Here is a 17,818-nt window from a genome sequence, read left to right as displayed (position 1 = left end):
CTACAACTTCTTTCCTAACGTCAATATTTAACTTTAATAAATATTGTTCGGCTACCGTGACGTACGATGCTCGGGTGCCGGATCCCGCCAATCACTTGACCGCCATCGCCGAAGCCGCCGAGAGCGTCCTCTCCCGCACCACGTATCGATCAATGAGGATGGAAGAGGTCGCCGCTGAGCTCCGGATCGAATCCGGACGTGGCCGCCCCTCCGGCCACCGTGGACGCAGCGGAGTCTGGCTGTATGGCGAGGTCAAGGCCAAGGGCGTGCTCGCCGCTCTGGCGGTCGCACACGCCTGGCAACGATGGATGGTGGAGCACCCACAGCAGATTGAGGCACCTGCCCTGCAACGGGCCGAGGATGCTCGGGCCGCCGTCCGGCATGCATTCGCCGACATCGCCGCGTTCTGTCGGAAGCACGACTTCCTCCTCGGCCAGCTTCGAGCCGGTCTGGGCGACACCGCCGCCGATCGGGTCCGCGGCGCGGCTGCCGGCGGCTCGCACAGCGCCGGGGAGCATGACTTCGGCGAAGGGCAACTGGCTGTGATCGCCAAGGAAGCCTGGCACGGACGATCAGCGATCTTTGCCGACTACCTGGCCGGACACCTCGCGTCGGCGACCGCTGCTTTCGCGCCACCGCAGCTACCCAAGGGCGCAGCACTGCACCTATCCAGCGTCGCCACCGTGGCCTGCACCGACGACCGCGAGGTGACGCCCGAAGTGCTTGCCGCCGGGCTGGAGGGATACTGGTTCGGGCGGTACGTGTCCAGCCGCGTGCCGTGGGCCCGCTCACTGGAGAGCGCAGAGGCCGTTCTGTCGCGCGCCGAGACCGGCGGCCGAGCCGCCCGGCACCACATCGACGCGTACGGCGCGTTGATCATGGAACTGCTCAGCACCAACGTCCTGCTGGTACGTGCCACAGAGGAAGCCAGCAAGGCCGAGCATCTGGTCGCCGCCGCCATCGAAGGTCCATATTCGGCTGATCATCAGGAGCGCGGCCAGACCCGCCGCCAGCTGATCGAGGTACGGGCCGACCTCACCAGCCGGCTGAGCCTCGCGCTTCACCGGCTCGGCCATTACCAGGAGTCACTCGCGCCGATCGAGACCTCGCTGCGGCTGGCGGACGAGGAACTCGCCGATCCGTCCCGCAAGGCCCGCGCCCTGACGAATCTCGCCGACACGCTCGCGGCGCTCGGTCGGCCCGACGAGGCCGTCGAGCATGCCGAGCAGGCGGTCCGGATCCGCAGCGCACCGATCGGCCGATCCGACCCGACCAGCCGGGAACGGTTGTCGTTGAGCCGCAACGCGCTCGTTCGCGCGTACGCCGCAGGCGGTCGCCTCGACGACGCCGTACGTGAGTCCCGGCTCCTGCTGGCAGACCGCGCGCTGCATCCACGCGGCATCCACCTGGCCCGGCTCGGCCTCGCCGACGTGTTGTTGCAGGCCGGTCACCCGACCCGCGCGGCGTTGGTGGCCCGCAAGACCCACCTCACCGACACACCCGGCTACCTGCCATTCAGCTATGCCTACCAGCACACGCTGCTGATCATCGCTCGTTGCACGCTCGACCTGGAACGCCCCGCGGAGGCGGCGGCCCTGCTCGCCGAGTCGCCGGCCCTGGACGACTGGTTCCGGACGACCGTCTCACCTCGGCTGGCGATCGAGATCCGGCTGTGCTGGGCGCAAGCCACCGGCGAGCCCGCAGAGCTGAACACCGTGGCTCGGCTCGCCGATCAGTCACTCGGGCCTGCTCACCCGACGACCCTGGAGGTTCGCCGCACGGTCGCACGCACCCTTTTCGCCAGTGGTGACGCAGAGGCCGCCCTGCGCGACTGGAACGCGATCCTCGGCGACGAGGCCGCCCTGGCACCGCACCACCTCGCACGAGTGGGCACGTTGACCGGGCTCGCCGAGGCACAGGCTGCCCTGGGACACGTCGCCCGGGCCCAGGCCCACTTCGCCGAGGCCCAGGCGATCACCGACGGCACCCCGGCGGATCGTCATCCGCTTGCCCTGGCGGCCCGGCTCGGCACCGCCCGGCTGGCCGCCCGCACCGGCCGGACCGACGAGGCCGTCGACCTGCTCGACCAGGTACGTGACCGCTCCCCAGCATACGACCGTCGCACCGGTGCCAGTACCGACGACGGTGCCTGGGAGCTACCCGCACTGGAGGACAATCACCCGCTGCTACGCGACGCCCACACTCTGCTGGCCCAGTTGCGTCCGGACGCGGTCAGTGATCTGGATGTCGCCTGGTGGACCATCACGGAGTGACAGCGAACCCCTTGCCCTGCTACGACGTCTTCCTCAGCTACTCCTGGATGGATTACGCCCTGGCGTGCCGACTCCAGGCCGCCCTGAAGGCCCAAGGGCTGTTGGTGTTCCGGGACGAGCGCGGCATCCGGGACTACCAGCAGATCGACGAGGCGATCGCCGAGCACCTAGCCCGGTCGCGGTCCCTAGTCGCGCTCTACAGCCCCGCGTTCCCGGAGAGCCCGTACTGCCGTTGGGAACTCACCACCGCGCTCGCCCAGGCCTACCGCCTAGACCGGCACACCCGCCGGGTGCTCGCCGTGCGGCACGGCGTAGATTTCGCCGACTTGGTTCCGGCTCAGCTGGCCGATGTGAAGCTGCCGGCCGCGACGGCCTCCGTGGAGGCGACTGCGGCATCGGTCGCGACCCATCTCGGCCAGGAGGTGGACGATCGAGTCCTGGGCGATGCGCCGAGCACCATCCCGGGAAGGTGGCTGCCGCACGAGCCCCAGCCAGCGCCTGCCTTCCGCGGTAGGTGGGCCGAGCTGTGGCGAATCAAGGCAGTGCTGACCCCCGGACACACACCGACCAGCCCCGGGCGGGTGGTCGCCGTACTGCTCGGCCTAGGTGGACAGGGAAAGACCGCGCTGGCTGTCGAGTACGCGCGCCAGTTCGCTGAGGAGTACCCGGGCGGCATCTTCTTCCTACACGGCTTCGGCAGCCACCTGAATGCTCACGGCGACCATGCGTTCGTGTTCGACATACGGCGACGTCAGCTTGAGTGGATCACGCGGCAGCTCACCAAGGGCCAGGAAGCCGACGAACACGCACTCCGCGACCATCTAGAACGCGCCAGTCTGCCGTACCTCTGGATCGTCGATGACCTGCCGCGCGACACCGGCGACGAACTCTTCGACGCGTTGCTCGCCCCCACCGCCAATGGCCGCACGCTAATCACCACACGATACGAGTCGGCGGCGCGGCGCGGCGAGCCGATCCGCCTGTCGGCCCTGGCCGACGAGGACGCGGTGGCGCTGCTCACCTCGGCCCGTCCCCCGGCAGCGGGCGAGCGAGCGGCCGCCCGCCAACTCGCCTGTGCCGAGCTCGGCGGGCATCCCCAGGCGCTGTCACTCGTCGCTGGGCTGGCTGCCACGGATAACTTCGCCGGATACGCTGCGTTGCGAGCAGAACTGGCCACGCCCGGGCCGGACGCGATGGCCCTCGCCGACGAGTTGCATGGCGAGGTCGCAGGACGGCGACCGGCGAGCGTCGCGGCGACGCTGCTCCGAAGCATCCGCGAACTCCCTGCTCCAGCGCGCGAGGTGCTTCAGCTGGTCAGCGTGCTCGCAACGGCCCCGATCACCGAGCCGCTGCTGGTCGAGATCATCGGCGCGGCCGACGACGTCGAGCCCGCCCAACGCGCCGCTCTCGTCTCCGCTGGCCTTGACGTGGCCCGGCAACGGGGACTGACCCAGCCGGTGCACGGTGACGATCAGCCGCTGTGGCTCGTACACGCTCTCGTGATCCGCACGCTGCGCTTCATCGATCTGGCGGACGAGCGACGCCAGCGGTTTCGCTGGGCCGCGTTGGAGATCCTCACCCGGCGGCTCGACGACAGCCGACCTAGGCTGCGCTATGCCCGGCTCGAACGGGACCTGCCTCACCTGCGCGAGGTGGCTCGGCCGGAGCAGGGCACCGGTGACCGGTACGCACTGAACGAAGCTGGCCGCGCCTATGTGGAGCTCGGCGACTTGGCCCGGGCCGAGGAGGTTTTCGCCCGGCTCGCCGCTGCCTGCCGGGCGACCCTGGGGGACGACGATCCGTCGACGCTCGCCGTGCTGGTGGGCCTCGCGGCAACGATGGATCTGCGCGGACGACACCGCCAGGCGATCGAGCTCAAGGTCAGGATCCACGCGGCCCTTGCTCGGGTCCTCGGCTCTCACGACCCGGCCACCCTGACCGCCCTGCACAATGTGGCGGTCGGGCACTTGAACCTGCGTGAGCCGGCTGCGGCTGCCGAGCTGTTCCGGACGGTCTACCGCGCCCGCCGTCGCCTGCTAAGCGTTCACAACGCCGACACCCTCGTCTCGCTCGGTGACTACGCGACCGCCGTGGCGAGAGCCGGCCGGCCGCGGCTGGCCCATCGGCTGCGGAGCGTCGTACACGAGCGGATGCAGCGGCTCCGCGGCGACGACGACGTCCTGACGTTGGAGGCGCTCAACAACCTTGGCGCAAGCCAGCACAAAGCCGGCGAGGTCGCCGCTGCGGCGACGTTCGAAGCGGTGTACGCGGGCCGGGTGCGGCTGCTGGGCCCTACCCATCCCGAGACGCTGAGTGCGGCGGAGAACGTCGCGATCGTCACCGACCCGGCCCGTCTCCATACGGTCTACGCCACGCGCGTCCTCGAACATGACCCCGCCGATCCACACGTCCTCGCGACCCTGCACAACCTGCTCGCCGACCTCGCACCGGAACTGCCGACGATGGACGGTCCGGTACCGGAACTGCCGGCGGAGGGCCGGCCTGCGCCGGACGGACCGGCCGCACCACCGCCGGGGCTGCTGCTCGATCCGTTGGAGGACTTCGACGCGAACACGGACTACCGGGTGGCCGTTTTCACCCGGGCACATGTAGTTCACGAGGAGCGGGTCCGCCGGTTGGGCGCGGAGGACGCGGAGACTCTGCTCGCCCTCTGCTACGTGGGGCATGCGTCCGCCCTGCTCGGGCAGGTCGGCCACCAACTCGAAGCCGCGCTGGACATCCTCACCGACGCGGCCGCCGGTCTGCGCGAGGCCCGCGGCGCCAATCATCCGCAGGCCCGCCTGGCCGACAGGCTGCGGGACTGGGTGGACGATCAACTCGACGGGTAACCAGCCGCCTCGGCAAGGACCCAGTCGTGCGGCGCGGCCACGGACTGCTCAGGCGGTCGGCGGGACGCCGTCGTTACCGTGCGCCACAACGCGCTCGGTAGCACAACCAGCGACATCGCTACCCAACTCTGGGCGTAGAGATCCGTCTTTCGGCCGACGGTCTGCGGCGCGAGACGGCGGACGTCGGTGAAGATCCGGCAGGCCCTCCCCCGCTGCCCGGTGAGCGCAAGCGCGACACCCAGCCCGTAGCGGGCATGCACGGTCTGCGGATGCCGGGGCCCCAGGACCCGCTCCATCCCACGGTGGGCCCGTTCGTGCAGCTCGAGCGCAGCGGCATAGTCGGCGCGCTGCGCCGCAGCCCGGCCGGCGAGCAGCAACGCGTGCAGGTGCAGCGGATGTTCGGGGCCGAGCAGTTGTGCCACGCGCGCGCGGGTGCCGGCGAGCAGCGCGGCGGCGTGCCGGGCCAGGCCGTTGCACAGCAGCGCGTGCGCGTACTCGACCTCGGTGGCGAGTGTGGTCAGGTTGAGCGGCCCGATCTCATCGCGCTGGCTTCGCAACAGCTCACCGACAGACCGGCACGCCCGCCGCCAGTGCGCCGGGTCCGGGTGGAGCTCCCAGAGGCCAAGCGCCAGGTGCGCCCCGTCGAGTACCAGCCGCGCCTGACGGGCGTGGACGTGGTCGGCGAGACCGTGGGCGGCGTAGTGGTCGACGACGAGTCGTGCGGTGTGCCGGGCCGCCTGCTGCTCGTTGGTGGTCAACTGGATGCGGGCCAGCTCGATTCGCGCCTCCTGAAGGCGTTCGAGCGCCAAGGAACCGTTGTCTGCGGCGAGATCCGTGACAAGCGTACGGATCCGAGCCGCAGCCTCGGCCATCTCACCCCGGATCACCCGGCTCCGGACGTACGCGATCCGTGCGGCGGCGCTCTCCGCGCTATGCGGTGTGGCGTGCAGGGCGGCGTCGAGAGCGGCCCAGACATCGTCTGCGGCGGCGAACTCGCCGAGTGCGTCGCGGGCCTGAGCGGTGATGAGCTCGACCTGTTGCGCGGACGACACCGCCGGCACCTTCGCCAGGTGGTGCAGTGCCCGCTCGGCCTGGCCGGCGTCGAGGCAGGCCCGGGCCGTGTCCACGAGGTCGGGGACGGTCGCCCACCCTCGGCCGACGATCTCCTCCAGGTAGGTCACCGCGACATGCGGCTGACCCCAGGTCGAGTAGTGCGCCGCGAGCAGCCGCAGCAACGCTTCCTGGTCTGCGGGACCGACGCGTGGGTCGGCACGCAGCCGGACGGCGTGGGCCATCAACTGCCCACGGGCGTCCGCCGGCAACTGTCTCGCGACGTCCAGCACGGCCGACGCCGCGTGGCTGGCCAGCGCAGACCGGTCGACGACCGCGGTGAGGTGGCTGCTGGCGGTCTCCCGTATGAGGGAATGCACCTGCCAGCTCGCACCGTCGGGGGTCGCTAGCCGGCGTTCCCGCAGCTCGACCAGGCCGTCACCGATGGTGGCCGACGGATCACGACGAACGGCTCCAGTCCGCTCAAGCACCTCGCGCAGCAGGGTCACCGGCACAGGCGCGGCGGCGCAGACCGTCGAGACGTCGAGGATCTGACGGGCGGCGGTACTGAGCCCGGTCATGACCTCCGCGAGGGCGGCGGTGACGGCGTCCAGCGGGGTCGGCCCGGCATCCAACCGACGTACGAAGTCCGCATAGGACTCGAATCCCTGCCGATCCTCCAGGTGTCGTCCAACCACCGTCAGCGCCATGGCGTGACCGCCAAGCCGGGCGACAAGCTCGTCGAACGCGCGTCTGTCGACCGGATCGAGGACCGGCATGCGGTACGCCCGCAGGAGCTGACCAGCGTCACGAGGCGTCATCGCAGCGATGGAGACATGCGGAAGACGCTCGTCCGCGGGACGCTCGTGACCGATCAGAACCGTCCGCAACAGTGGGCCGACTTTCGGTGCCAACCGCTGGGCCAATGTCGGATCCAAAGCCGCGGGCACATCGTCAACTACCCACAGTGCGGGCAGCTTGCCTACCGCGATCCGGTTGGCGAACGCGCCGCACAGTTGGTCGACTGTGCTGTCCGACGCGATCCTCAAATCGGTCCGGCCGGCCAGCGCCCGCAGCGCGTCGCCGTACGCGCCGAGAACGTCATCGGGGCTGGCGCCGGAGAGGCTGGTCCAGTAGACCCCGCCGGGGAATCGCGCACCGAACCGGCGGGCGTAGCTGGCGACAAGACTCGTCTTTCCGCTGCCGGGCAGGCCGTCGACGGTGACCAGGCCGCCGGTGGGGATGTCCTGCGTGAGCGTGAAGTCGCCGCGGTGCAGCTTTGAGTGCAGCTCCCAGGTCTCGGCAAAGCGTCCGACGAAGTTGGAGGTTCCCAGACCCGCGCTGCCGAACCAGACCAGCTGATCGGCGAGGACAGCTCCGCCGATGGCGCCCGTGGTGGCGTCGACCCGTTTCTTGATCCGTTTGGCGAGCGATCGCAGTGACCGTTCGTCGGTGTCCCCGGTCATCAGGGCGAAGCGCGCGTCGGCGAGTTCCACGGGGTGCAGGTGATCCACCGTCGGCTCCGGGTTGACCACCACCACCCGCCGGGTCGGATCGCCCTCACGATGCCCGGACAGGAACGCCGCGGTCAGCTCGACCTCGCAGGCCGGCCGGCCGGGAAAGCTACGCGAGAAGTAGGCCACGAGCACCTTCGACGCGTTGAGGGCGTCCTCGATCTCCGCTGTGATCGACTCGAACAGCGGGATTTCCTTGTCGTCGACGAACACCCGCAGGCCCTCGCCTTCAAGGGCTGCGGCAAGTCGGAGGGCGTCGTCCCGATCGGGCCCGGCCAGCGAGAGGAAGACGTCGTAGCCGCCCATCTGACCTCGCCTTCGCGCAATGGTCCGCCTCTGCGGCAGGACATGCCCAGAAGGTACCCGGGCTCCGCCGCTCGGCGACCCGGATATCGCCCGGCCGGGCCGATTGGCTGGAGACACGGGCGACTCAAGGAGATTCCGATGCTCTTTCCCACCAGCAGGCCCTCCGTCCTCCAGCGCACCGGCCTGCGGCCGCTGGCCACCCACGACCACCGCAACCGGTGGTGGCAGACAGAGCAGGCCGGCGAGGCTGTCCGGTTCCTGCTGCGGGTACTGACCGGCCTGTTCGACGACCAGATCGGGGGCTGCTGATGTCCGGTCTCGAACTGGTCCGTGCCGCGCAATTGCCGGCCGCCGGCTACCTGGTCCTGCGGGGCCTACCGCTGCTGACCGAGAGGGGCGAGGTCAACGCCGACGGCATCTTGCGTCTCGCCCTTGCCTTCGGCTCCCCGTCAACCCGTGACGGTGGACGGGCGCTGTGGCCGGTGACGCCCCGAATCGGCAATCCGGATTCGACATTCTCCGTGCGGGCCGGTGCGGCTGCCCTGCACACCGACGCCCAGTACCGGCCTGACCCCGAGGATCTGGTCCTACTCTTCGTCGTACGGCCAGCCCGGGATGGGGGCGACACCCTGCTCCTGGCCGCGGCGGACGCCGCAGCCGCTGTGGCTCGGGCCAGCGACCTGCGGGCGCTGCGGGCAGCGCGGTGGAGCTGGTCGGTGCCCGCCCAGTTCGCCGCCCAGCCGCCCTTCCGCGCGCCGGTCCTGTCGGATGACGGCACTATCCGCTGGCGGCGGGACAACTTCGTCGCGTGCGACCGGCGACAGCACGAGGTTGCCGAGCGGTTCGCGGCGGCGATCGCGGCCTCCGAGAAGATCGTCCAGCTACGGCTCGCTGCGGGCGACGCAGTGATCTTCGACAACCGGCGCATGCTGCACGGCCGTACCGCGTTCACCGACCCGCGGCGGATGCTCTACCGCGTACGGGTGCGTGCGGCGTGCTGACCCGGGTCGCACCGCTCGCCACCACGCCGCCGGACCTCGATCGCGACTACCGCTGGGCGGTCGCTGCCGCGCGGGCCGCCGCCGATGTCCCGGCGTTGGGCGCCGAGGCGGAACTCTGGATCGTGCGGGGCTGGGTTGACGTAGCCGTCGGGTGTGCGGTCGCGGGATCCGCAGTGACCGTAGTAGGCCTGGATGACGTCGTACGGGAGACGGACGTCTCGTATGGATGGCGCTTTGCCCAGCGGTTGCGACTGCTTCGCGGACAGTGGGGACCGGTGCCCAGGTGGTATCCGGAATGCGGGTCGGCTCCGGTCGAGGCCGACGGCGTCGACCGGTGGGAGACGGTGCGGGCCAGCCGAATAGTCGCGGACTTCTGCGATGCGCTCGCGGCCGTCGAAGGGCCCGACAGTTACGCGACCTGGCCGGCCACGACCGGCGAACTCATCCGCCACGCCAGCCGATACCGGCCGTCCCCGGCGCACGCGTTCCGGGTAGTTGACTGCGATCTCGATCCAGGTCTGCCTGGCCGGATGTGGATGCGGCTGCCGCAGGGGGCCGCCGCCCTCCACCTGGCCCGGCGGCCCGTCGACCGGGCCGCGATCGTGCGTACGGGCATTCATGAGGGGGCCCACCTGGACCACCTACTGGCCGCCCCGAACCCGATCGAGTGCGGTGTCGGCCTGCTGGCGGCGGAGAGTTACGCGATGGCGGTCGAGATCCTCGCGGCGGCCGAGTGCGCCGCGCGGGGCGAGGCCAAGCTCACCGCGATGCTCCGCGCCGGCCTGGTGGAGCGGGTCGGTCGCCTGCCGGGTGGGATAGCGGAGCGGGCCGCTCGCGGCTGGCCGTCCGCCTCGCTGCGGGCCATGCTCGCCACCGGATCGTCGCGTTTCGCTGGTCTCCCGACGCTGGCCGACAACTACGTCGTGGGGCCGCTGCGACTGCTCGCGGGACGTACCACCATGCTGCCGCCTCAGCTTCAGCACGACCTCGGGCGTCGGTGGCACGCAGCCACCACCGCCTTCCCGGCCGCGCTGGCACTCGCCGAGGCCGCCGCAGTTGGCTGGGGCTCGGATACTGAAACCGCTTCGGAGAGAGCAAACCCGTCCACCCTGGACGAAGGGAGCCGTTGAGCATGTCCCAGGTGGGTGAACGTCAACCCAGCGACCATGAACTGGCCGAAGAGCTCCGCCTGGTGCGGCAGGCCGGGCTGGTGAACCTCCGCGGCATGAGGTTGACCGGCCTACGGCACTGCGCCGCCAGGTGCGGCTTCGGCGAGGACGCACGATCGTCGGCACCGGTCGTGGCGCTGTTGACCGCCGTGCTGGCCGAAATCGAGGAGGGTCGGCTGGGCACGGCCGCACGCTACACGTTTGGGCTTATCCCCGGCACCCGGGACTGGCCCGGCCAGGACCGCCGCCGCCGGGCGGCCGAAGCGTACGGCGTGACCGCCGATCGCTTCCGCAAGAGCTACGAACACATGATCGTGAACCACGTGACGGAACTGATCCTGGACCGTGTCAACCAGGCGGACATTGAGCCGGCTGCGGTCCGGTCAACGCCAATGCAGAACCAGCCCCGGATACCCCACCCACCCGCGATCCTCGGGTTGCCACCGGAGATCGCCCATCTTGAGGGCCGCTCGGCGGAGCTCGCTGACATCGTGGCCGCGCTCTCCGTCGTTCCCGCAGACAACGTCCCCGTGATCTGCGCACTGCACGGGATGGCCGGGGTCGGCAAGACGGCACTGGCGGTCCGGGCAGCGCGGATCGTTTCGGAACGATATCTCGATGGGTGTTTGTTCCTTGATCTCCACGGCTTCACGCCGGGCACCGACCCGCTCGACGTCGGCGAGGTCCTCGACCGGTTGCTGCGCCGGCTCGGCGTGCCCGGCGACCAGATCCCGCACTCCACCGACGACCGGGTGGCGCTCTACCGCGACCAGATGGCAGCCCGTCGGCTGCTGCTGATCCTCGACAATGCGCGAGATGCGGCGCAGGTCCGTCCACTGATTCCTGCGAACGCTCAGTGCACGACGCTAGTCACCAGCCGGCACCGGTTGGTCGCGCTGGACGAGGCCCGGCTGGTACGGCTGGACGTGCTGGGCCAGGTCGACGCGCGACGGCTGTTCCGGTCGGTCATCGGACAACGTGCGCCCGACACGAACAAGGCTGTCGACCGCATCGCAGATGCATGCGGCGGACTCCCACTGGCGCTGCGCATCCTGGCCGCACGTTGGCGGGCGGATGACACGTTCACGCCCGATGAGTTGGCCGCTCGACTGTCGGCCTGGCCAGCCGGTGTCGACGAGTTCGACGACGGGGAGCGCAGCATCGCTGCGGCGTTGACTCTATCGCACGCGGCACTAACCGACGACGATCGTAGCCTGTTCACCGTGTTGGGCGTGGATCCTCAGGCCGAGATCGACGTCTACGCAGTTGCCGCCATGGTCGGCCGTTCGCTGGCCGAGACGCGGGCGACGCTCGACCGGCTCACCACCCGGCATCTGCTCAGCCGGGTGGGCCGTGGCAAGTACCGGATGCATGACCTCGTGGTGGCCTACTGCCAACGGTCCGCAGCGCGCGAGATCGCCGCACCGCAGCGCGGCGTTCTAGTGCGCCGGCTGCTCGACTACTACCTGGCGAGCGCGGACAGCGCAGACCGAACAATCACCCCGCACCGCCACCGTGAACCGCTCAAGCTGGCCCACCCACCAGCGGAACTTCCCGATCTCTCCGTGTACGAGAGCGCACTGGCCTGGCTGTCCGAGATGGAGTCAAGGCTGGTACGGCTCTGCACATTAAGTTCCGCTGCCGGCCACGACGCCACATGCTGGCAGCTGGCGTATACCCTTCGCGGCTATTTCTTCATCACCAAACGTTGGGCACCGTGGGAGTCAACCCACCGCACCGCCCTCGATGCGGCACGGCGGTCGGGCGACCTGCGGGCAGCTGCCATGATCGTCAACAACCTAGGCCTCGCCGAACTCGAACAGGGCAACGTCGAGGCGGCGGCGAGGCACTACGAGGAAGCGCTGACGCTGTTCCGCACAGTCGGCGACGAGCACGGCGTACACACGGCGCTGGCCAATCGGGCCTGGCTGAGTTTCTACGAGGGCGACTACGCCGGGTTCCTGTCGGCCAGCCTGACGGCGCTGGCCTTCTACCGCGCCGTTGGCGCTGACCGCAACGCTGCCATCACCGAACGCGGCATCGCCCTGGCACAGGTCCGGCTGGGCGAGTCGGTGGAGGCAATCGCCCACCTGACCGCGGCGCGCGCAACCTTCGCGCGGCTCGGCCTACGCTTAGACGAGGTGATGACCCTCAACTGCCTCGGCGAGGCCTTCCAGGTGGCCGGTCGGCTCGCCGAAGCGCGGGACGCGCTGCTGCAGGCCGTCGACCGGGCAACGCCAGCCGGCACCGAGTACGAGCGCGGTCAGGCGCACCAACGCCTGGGAAACATCACGGCGTTGACAGGGGACGTACGCGGCGCGCGCGGACACTGGTCGAACGCACTCGAAATCTTCGAGGCACTGGACGCACCTCAGGCGGCTCAGTTGCGGAAGCGGCTAGCGGATCGCCTGAAGGGTTGACGATAGCCTTTCAACAGGCGCCCGGCGCGTTCCCGATGCTTGATGAACCTCGCAGGGAGTAGATTCCGCCTCCATCGCAGTCCCTTCACGGGCGTCGCACCGCGTCCCACCGACGCCGGGTCGGTCCAACGGCTCCCGAGCACCCGGCGAGCGACCACCCGCCACCGGCGTACGCGAAAAAGGCCCCGACCGGCAGAGATCTGCCAGGTCAGGGCCTTGCTCGTTGGTGCGCCGCCAGGGACTCGAACCCCGAACCCGCGGATTAAGAGTCCGCTGCTCTGCCAGTTGAGCTAGCGGCGCTCGTTGGCAACGGGGAGAACACTAGCATGGCCCGTGAGCGGGGTTCCAATCCGATCCCCGGGTCGTCCCTTCGGCCGACCTTCCGGTGACATTTGGTGCCAACTACGCACAAGGCTTGGGACGGGCTGATGCCGGATGGCTCGGGTACGGCACGATGTCCGCCAGGTGCGTGAGACAGGGGTGGGGATGGGCAGGTTCGCGCGGGCCGGGGGGTTACTGGGCGCTCTTGGCCTGGTGGCGTCGCTGGCACTGTCGGGTTGTAGTGGCGATTCCAGCGGTGCCCAGTTCGTGGAGGGCAGTCAGCCGACAGCTACCGGTTCGGCGGCGCCGGGCACTCCGGAGGTGTCCAGTGGGCCGCCGTTGACGGTGAGCCCGGCCGACGGCGCGAAGGACCGTCCGGTCAGCGCGGAGATCGGGGCGAAGCTGCCGGAGGGGGGCAAGGTCACGCAGGTGACCTTGACCACGGAGAACGGCAAAAAGGTCAAGGGCAAGCTGCGTACGGACGGCTCCTCCTGGGTGCCGTCGGCGCCGTTGAAGTGGTCCACCCGCTACACCGCCACGGTCACCGCCACCCAGCCGGACGGGTCGGTCAGCGAGGGCACCAGCACCTTCACCACGATGGCCAAGCCCGCCTCGGTGATCAACTCCGGGTTGTACCTGTTCGACGACCGGACCTACGGGGTGGCGATGCCGGTGGTGGCGGAGTTCCACCCGGGCATCGCGAAGAAGGACCGGGCGAAGGTGCAGAAGCGGATGTTCGTGCAGACGGATCCGCCGCAGCCGGGTGCCTGGCACTGGGTCAGCAACGGCACCCAGGCGTACTACCGGGCCCCGGAGTTCTGGAAGCCGGGCACGAAGATCTCCGTACGCATCGCCCTGGCCGGCATCCCCCTGAGCAACGGCCGGTACGGCAATGTCGACCGGAGCGCCACCGCCAAGATCGGCTCCGCCTTCGAGATGAAGGTGACGAACTCCGACAAGCAGATGCGGGTGTACGAGAACGGCAAGCTGATCAAGACCTTGCCGGTGAGTCTCGGCAAGAAGAAGACTCCCTCCTCCAGCGGCACCCTGGTGGTGATGGAGAAGAAGGAGGCCACGGTCTTCGACACCATGGACGACCCCGACCCGGAGAACCGGTACGTCACCGACATCCAGTTCGCCCAGCGGCTGACCTGGGGTGGCGAGTACATCCACGCCGCCCCCTGGTCTGAGCATGTGCAGGGGCGGCAGAATGTCTCCCACGGCTGCGTGAACGTCTCCATGGCCAACGCCAGGTGGCTTTTCGAGCGTACGAAGATCGGCGATCCGATCACCATCACCGGCACGGAGCGTCAGTTGGCGCCCGGCAACGGGTGGACCGCGTGGGACCTGAGCTGGGCGGAGTTCGTCAAGGGCAGCGCCCTGCCGGTGCCGGAGGGTGGTGCTGGTCCGGCGGTCTGACCGGGCCAGATGTGTCACTATCCGGACATCCCGCTTCACGTGTTTCGGTTCACCCTCTGCAACGGGTACGTGAGCTGATGCGTCAGTGAAGGGGACGGGCAGCGGACCACGACTGTGAGGACACCATGCGAGTTCGGGACCAACGCAACTGGCGACGGGCGAGCCTCGCTGCGGGGATGCTCGCCGTGGCGTTGGCGCTGACCTCCGCCTGCACGGGCGGCGGTAAGGGCGGCGGCACGGCGCCGGGCTGGCAGGGCGGAGCCGATCAGCCGGCTGCCAAGGCGTCGGTGACCATCAGCGAGCCGGCCGCCGAGGCGAAGAACGTGCCGGCCTCCACGGCCATCACCTTCGCCGCCGAGCAGGCCGAAGAGACCTCGGTGGAGTTGACCGACTCCGCCGGGAAGAAGGTCAAGGGCACCCTGGCGCAGGACGGTAGGAGCTGGCTGCCGTCGAAGGCGTTGTCGTACGGCGAGTCGTACACCGCCACGGTCACCGCCACCGGGGACGACGGGGTGCCGGTGACCGCCACCAGCGCCTTCACGGTGATGAAGCAGCCGAGCAAGCAGGTCCGGATCACCAGTTTCCTCGGCGACGACCAGACCGTCGGGGTGGCCATGCCCCTGATCGTGAAGTTCGGTCGGGCCATTCCGGAGAAGCACCGGGCCGAGTTGCAGCGGCGGATGACGGTGACCTCCACGCCGGCCCAGGAGGGCATCTGGCACTGGGTCAGCCCCACGGAGGTCCGCTACCGGCCCAAGGAGTTCTGGCAGGCCGGGAGCAAGGTGTCGTACCGGGTGCAGGCCGGTGGGTTGCCGCTGGGCGACGGCTGGTACGGCCGGGCGGATCTGACCGTCGACATCAAGATCGGCCCTAAGCTGGTGATGACGGTGGACAACAGCACCAAGCGGATGGTGGTGACCCGCGACGGCGAGAAGATCAAGACGATCCCGGTGAGCCTGGGCAAGAAGAGCACCCCCTCCTCCAGCGGCACGATGGTGGTGATGGAGAAGCTGCGCAAGACGGTCTTCGACACCTTCGACGAGTTGGGTCCGGAGGAGGGGTACCGCACGAAGATCGACTACGCCCAGCGGCTGACCTGGGGTGGCGAGTTCATCCACGCCGCCCCCTGGTCGGAGGGGCAGCAGGGCACCACGAACGTCTCCCACGGCTGCGTGAACGTCTCGATGGCCAACGGTGCCTGGCTGTTCAACAACACCAGGGTCGGTGACCCGATCGTCGTCAAGGGCACCGAGCGCAAGCTTCAGCTCGGCAACGGCTGGACGGACTGGAACGTCAGCTGGGAGGAGTACGTCAAGGGCAGTGCCCTGCCGTACGAGCCGGCCGCGGACGTGCCGACCGAGGAGCCCGACCCGGAGGTCTCGACCAGCACCGCCCCCTGAGGCCAGGCCAGCACCGCCCCCTGAGCCTGCCAGGGGGCGGTCGGCCGGTCACCGGTTGGGCTGCGGGTCTCCGCCTCGGCTGATCTTGAGGGTCAGCACGTCCGTGCGGACCGTGAAGTGCCCGTGGAAGAGGGCGGCGCCGTTGCTGCCGTACCCGATCTGGGTGGCGGTGATCAGCGGATGGCCGAGCGCCACGCCGAGCCGGGCGGTCGCCTCCTCGTCGGCCAGGACGGCGGCTAGTTCGATCTCGGCCCGGCACACCGGCATGCCGGTGGCGCTGGCCAGGAACTCGAACATGTCCAGGTCGATGCTGACCAGGCCGGAGGGGTCCAGGTCCCGGCCGTCGAAGCTCAGCGGCAGGTGGTCACGGATCCAGGCGGCCGGTGCGCCGTCCACCGCGAAGAGGCGGTCGACCCGCCACACCGGTGCCTCCGGCGCCAACCCGAGCACCTTGGCGCAGTCAGCCGGGCAGGTGGCCCGGCTGACTGCGGCATCTTGCAGGGTGGGTCGGTGGCCGGAGGCGGTGATCCGGTCCCGCAGGGCGGTGACGTCGCTGATGGACACCGGCACCCGGTCGGCACCGTCGTGCACGAAGGTGCCGATCCCCCAGGTACGGGTCACCACTCCCTCGGCGGCTAGCTGGCCCAGCACCTCGCGCACGGTGGCCCGGCTGACCTCCAAACGTTCGGCCAGGTCCCGCTCGTTGGGCAGCTTGTCGCCCGAGTGGAACTCGCTGCCGATCAACTCCCGGAGTCGGCCGTGCGCAGCCTGTAGCGCGGTCTCGCGCCGAGCCATCCGCCCTCACCTCATCGTTTCGCCGTCAACGGCCTAGGGAGTGTAGTTCGTCCGGGCCCGCCGGGCCGATCGGCCGACAGGTCACCAGACCTGTTCGAGCACCCGCATGGTGTTGCCACCGATCACCTTGGCGATCTCGTCGTCGGAGTAGTCGTGCTTGACCAGCCAGCCGACGATGTTGCCGAAGGCCTCGCCGGGGTTCTCCAGTCCGGACACGTACTCCACCCGCGGGTGTTCCGGCCGGTTGCCGGCGTCGTGGGCGTAGTTGCCGGCGTAGGTGTTGTGCACCCCTACATGGTCGCCGAACATGGTGTCCGGGCCGAAGGTGACATGGTCGATGCCGACCAGGTCGACGCAGTAGGTGAAGTGGTCCATCACGGACTCGATCGAGTGGTGCTTGTGCGCCTCGGACAGGGTGGTGTGCGGGGCGGCCTCGATGCCGATCACCCCACCCCGCTCGGCGCAGGCCCGGATCACCTCGTCCGGCTTCATCCGGGAGGTGTCCCACACCGCCCGGGCACCGGCGTGGGTGATGAACACCGGCACCCGGCTGGCCTCGATGACGTCCAGGCAGGTCTGGTCGCCGGAGTGCGAGATGTCGATGGCGATACCGAGCTTGTTCATCCGGTCCACCGCGCGCCGCCCGAAGTGGGTCAGGCCGCCGTCGTGCTTCTCCGACAGGCCCCCGCCGAGCATGTTCGCCTGGCTGTAGGCGATGCCGAGCTGGCGGACCCCGAAGCCGTACAGGATGTCGATGCGGTCCAGTTCGTTCTCGATCGGGCTGCTGCACTCCAGGCCGGCGACCAGGGCCAGCCGGCCGTCCCGCTTGGCCGCGTGGATGTCGGCCAGCGAGGTGGCCAGGAAGACGTGGTCCTGCTTGTAGAGGTCACTCATCCGCATCCCGAGGGCGTAGATGAGGTCGTTCCACTTCCAGCCGTTCTCGCTGGTCACGCAGGAGGCACCGGCCATGAAGTTGTCGAAGACCGCGGTCAGGCCGGACCGGGCCAGGCCCTCGTAGCCGGTGCGCTGGCGGGCGGTCCGGTTGTAGGCCCGCAGCTCGCGGACGTCCTCGGGCAGGATCACCGGGTGCTCGTGCAGCGAGATGGCGGTGTGCTCGGTGAGCAGCCGGGTCACCCGGGCACGCTGGGTGTCGGTCAGGCCGAGGTCGTGCTCCGGCACCCGACCGACTTCCTTGGCCAGTGTGAACACCCGGTAGTCCGAGTGCGGCTCCAGGTAGGAGTACGACCTGTGGCCCTGGTATCGGGGGGCGGGATCTAGCAGCAAGACCTTCTCCTTGTCAG

Annotated in this window: 12 protein-coding genes and 1 tRNA gene; 8 read left to right on the top strand and 5 right to left on the bottom strand. The window is 69.5% G+C overall.

Features of this window, described 5'->3' with window-relative positions; all coding sequences use genetic code 11:
* Positions 1-74: 74 nt before the first annotated feature.
* The gene (locus tag ABZ795_RS04470; RefSeq protein WP_357528777.1) at positions 75-2,273 is read left to right on the top strand and encodes a tetratricopeptide repeat protein; all 2,199 of its coding nucleotides are present in this window, start codon (positions 75-77) and stop codon (positions 2,271-2,273) included.
* Positions 2,255-5,122 (top strand): toll/interleukin-1 receptor domain-containing protein, encoded by a 2,868-nt coding sequence (locus ABZ795_RS04465; RefSeq protein ID WP_357528775.1) that lies wholly within the window; start codon positions 2,255-2,257, stop codon positions 5,120-5,122. The genes ABZ795_RS04470 and ABZ795_RS04465 overlap by 19 nt, the downstream gene beginning before the upstream one ends.
* On the opposite strand, the gene ABZ795_RS04460 is transcribed toward ABZ795_RS04465, so the two are convergent.
* Complete coding sequence (locus ABZ795_RS04460; protein WP_357528773.1) at positions 5,107-7,992, bottom strand: TIR domain-containing protein; 2,886 nt, start codon at positions 7,990-7,992, stop codon at positions 5,107-5,109. The two genes, ABZ795_RS04465 and ABZ795_RS04460, sit on opposite strands and share 16 nt — an antisense overlap.
* A 138-nt stretch (positions 7,993-8,130) precedes the next feature.
* Between ABZ795_RS04460 and ABZ795_RS04455 the strand changes: the two genes are divergently transcribed.
* From ABZ795_RS04455 to ABZ795_RS04440, 4 genes are read left to right on the top strand one after another with little or no spacing between them, the layout of a single operon-like run.
* Complete coding sequence (locus tag ABZ795_RS04455) at positions 8,131-8,301, top strand: hypothetical protein (RefSeq protein WP_357528771.1); 171 nt, start codon at positions 8,131-8,133, stop codon at positions 8,299-8,301.
* Positions 8,301-8,993 carry a TauD/TfdA family dioxygenase gene (locus tag ABZ795_RS04450; RefSeq protein ID WP_357528769.1) on the top strand — a complete coding sequence of 231 codons (693 nt, stop codon included), beginning with the start codon at positions 8,301-8,303 and terminating at the stop codon, positions 8,991-8,993. Before ABZ795_RS04455 ends, ABZ795_RS04450 begins: the two co-directional genes overlap by 1 nt.
* A complete protein-coding gene (locus ABZ795_RS04445; protein WP_357528767.1) occupies positions 8,987-10,123 on the top strand; it encodes a hypothetical protein in 1,137 nt (378 codons plus the stop codon). Before ABZ795_RS04450 ends, ABZ795_RS04445 begins: the two co-directional genes overlap by 7 nt.
* Positions 10,124-10,125: 2 nt before the next feature.
* Positions 10,126-12,582 carry an NB-ARC domain-containing protein gene (locus ABZ795_RS04440; protein ID WP_357528765.1) on the top strand — a complete coding sequence of 819 codons (2,457 nt, stop codon included), beginning with the start codon at positions 10,126-10,128 and terminating at the stop codon, positions 12,580-12,582.
* A gap of 224 nt (positions 12,583-12,806) precedes the next feature.
* Here the strand turns inward: ABZ795_RS04440 and ABZ795_RS04435 are convergent.
* Positions 12,807-12,882: transfer RNA gene (locus ABZ795_RS04435), tRNA-Lys, on the bottom strand.
* A gap of 299 nt (positions 12,883-13,181) precedes the next feature.
* Positions 13,182-13,328 (bottom strand): hypothetical protein, encoded by a 147-nt coding sequence (locus ABZ795_RS04430; protein ID WP_327027477.1) that lies wholly within the window; start codon positions 13,326-13,328, stop codon positions 13,182-13,184.
* On the opposite strand from ABZ795_RS04430, the gene ABZ795_RS04425 reads away from it, so the two are divergent.
* Both ABZ795_RS04425 and ABZ795_RS04420 read left to right on the top strand, forming a co-directional pair.
* On the top strand, positions 13,294-14,322 hold the full coding sequence (locus ABZ795_RS04425; protein ID WP_357529024.1) for an Ig-like domain-containing protein: 1,029 nt from the start codon (positions 13,294-13,296) through the stop codon (positions 14,320-14,322). The two genes, ABZ795_RS04430 and ABZ795_RS04425, sit on opposite strands and share 35 nt — an antisense overlap.
* A 125-nt stretch (positions 14,323-14,447) precedes the next feature.
* Entirely contained in the window at positions 14,448-15,722 is a 1,275-nt protein-coding gene (locus ABZ795_RS04420; protein WP_357528763.1) for an Ig-like domain-containing protein, read from the top strand.
* Positions 15,723-15,770: 48 nt separating this feature from the next.
* Here the strand turns inward: ABZ795_RS04420 and ABZ795_RS04415 are convergent, their stop codons facing one another.
* Together ABZ795_RS04415 and ABZ795_RS04410 are read right to left on the bottom strand one after the other, a co-directional pair.
* On the bottom strand, positions 15,771-16,517 hold the full coding sequence (locus ABZ795_RS04415; RefSeq protein ID WP_327022433.1) for a GntR family transcriptional regulator: 747 nt from the start codon (positions 16,515-16,517) through the stop codon (positions 15,771-15,773).
* Between the two features lie 81 nt (positions 16,518-16,598).
* Positions 16,599-17,801: a membrane dipeptidase gene (locus ABZ795_RS04410; RefSeq protein ID WP_327022434.1), complete on the bottom strand. Its 1,203-nt coding sequence runs from the start codon at positions 17,799-17,801 to the stop codon at positions 16,599-16,601.
* Positions 17,802-17,818 lie beyond the last annotated feature (17 nt).

Source organism: Micromonospora sp. NPDC047134 (assembly GCF_040643455.1).
Classification (GTDB): domain Bacteria; phylum Actinomycetota; class Actinomycetes; order Mycobacteriales; family Micromonosporaceae; genus Micromonospora.
The sequence above is the reverse complement of the archived record's forward strand: the minus strand, read 5'-3'. Positions and strand labels throughout refer to the sequence as shown.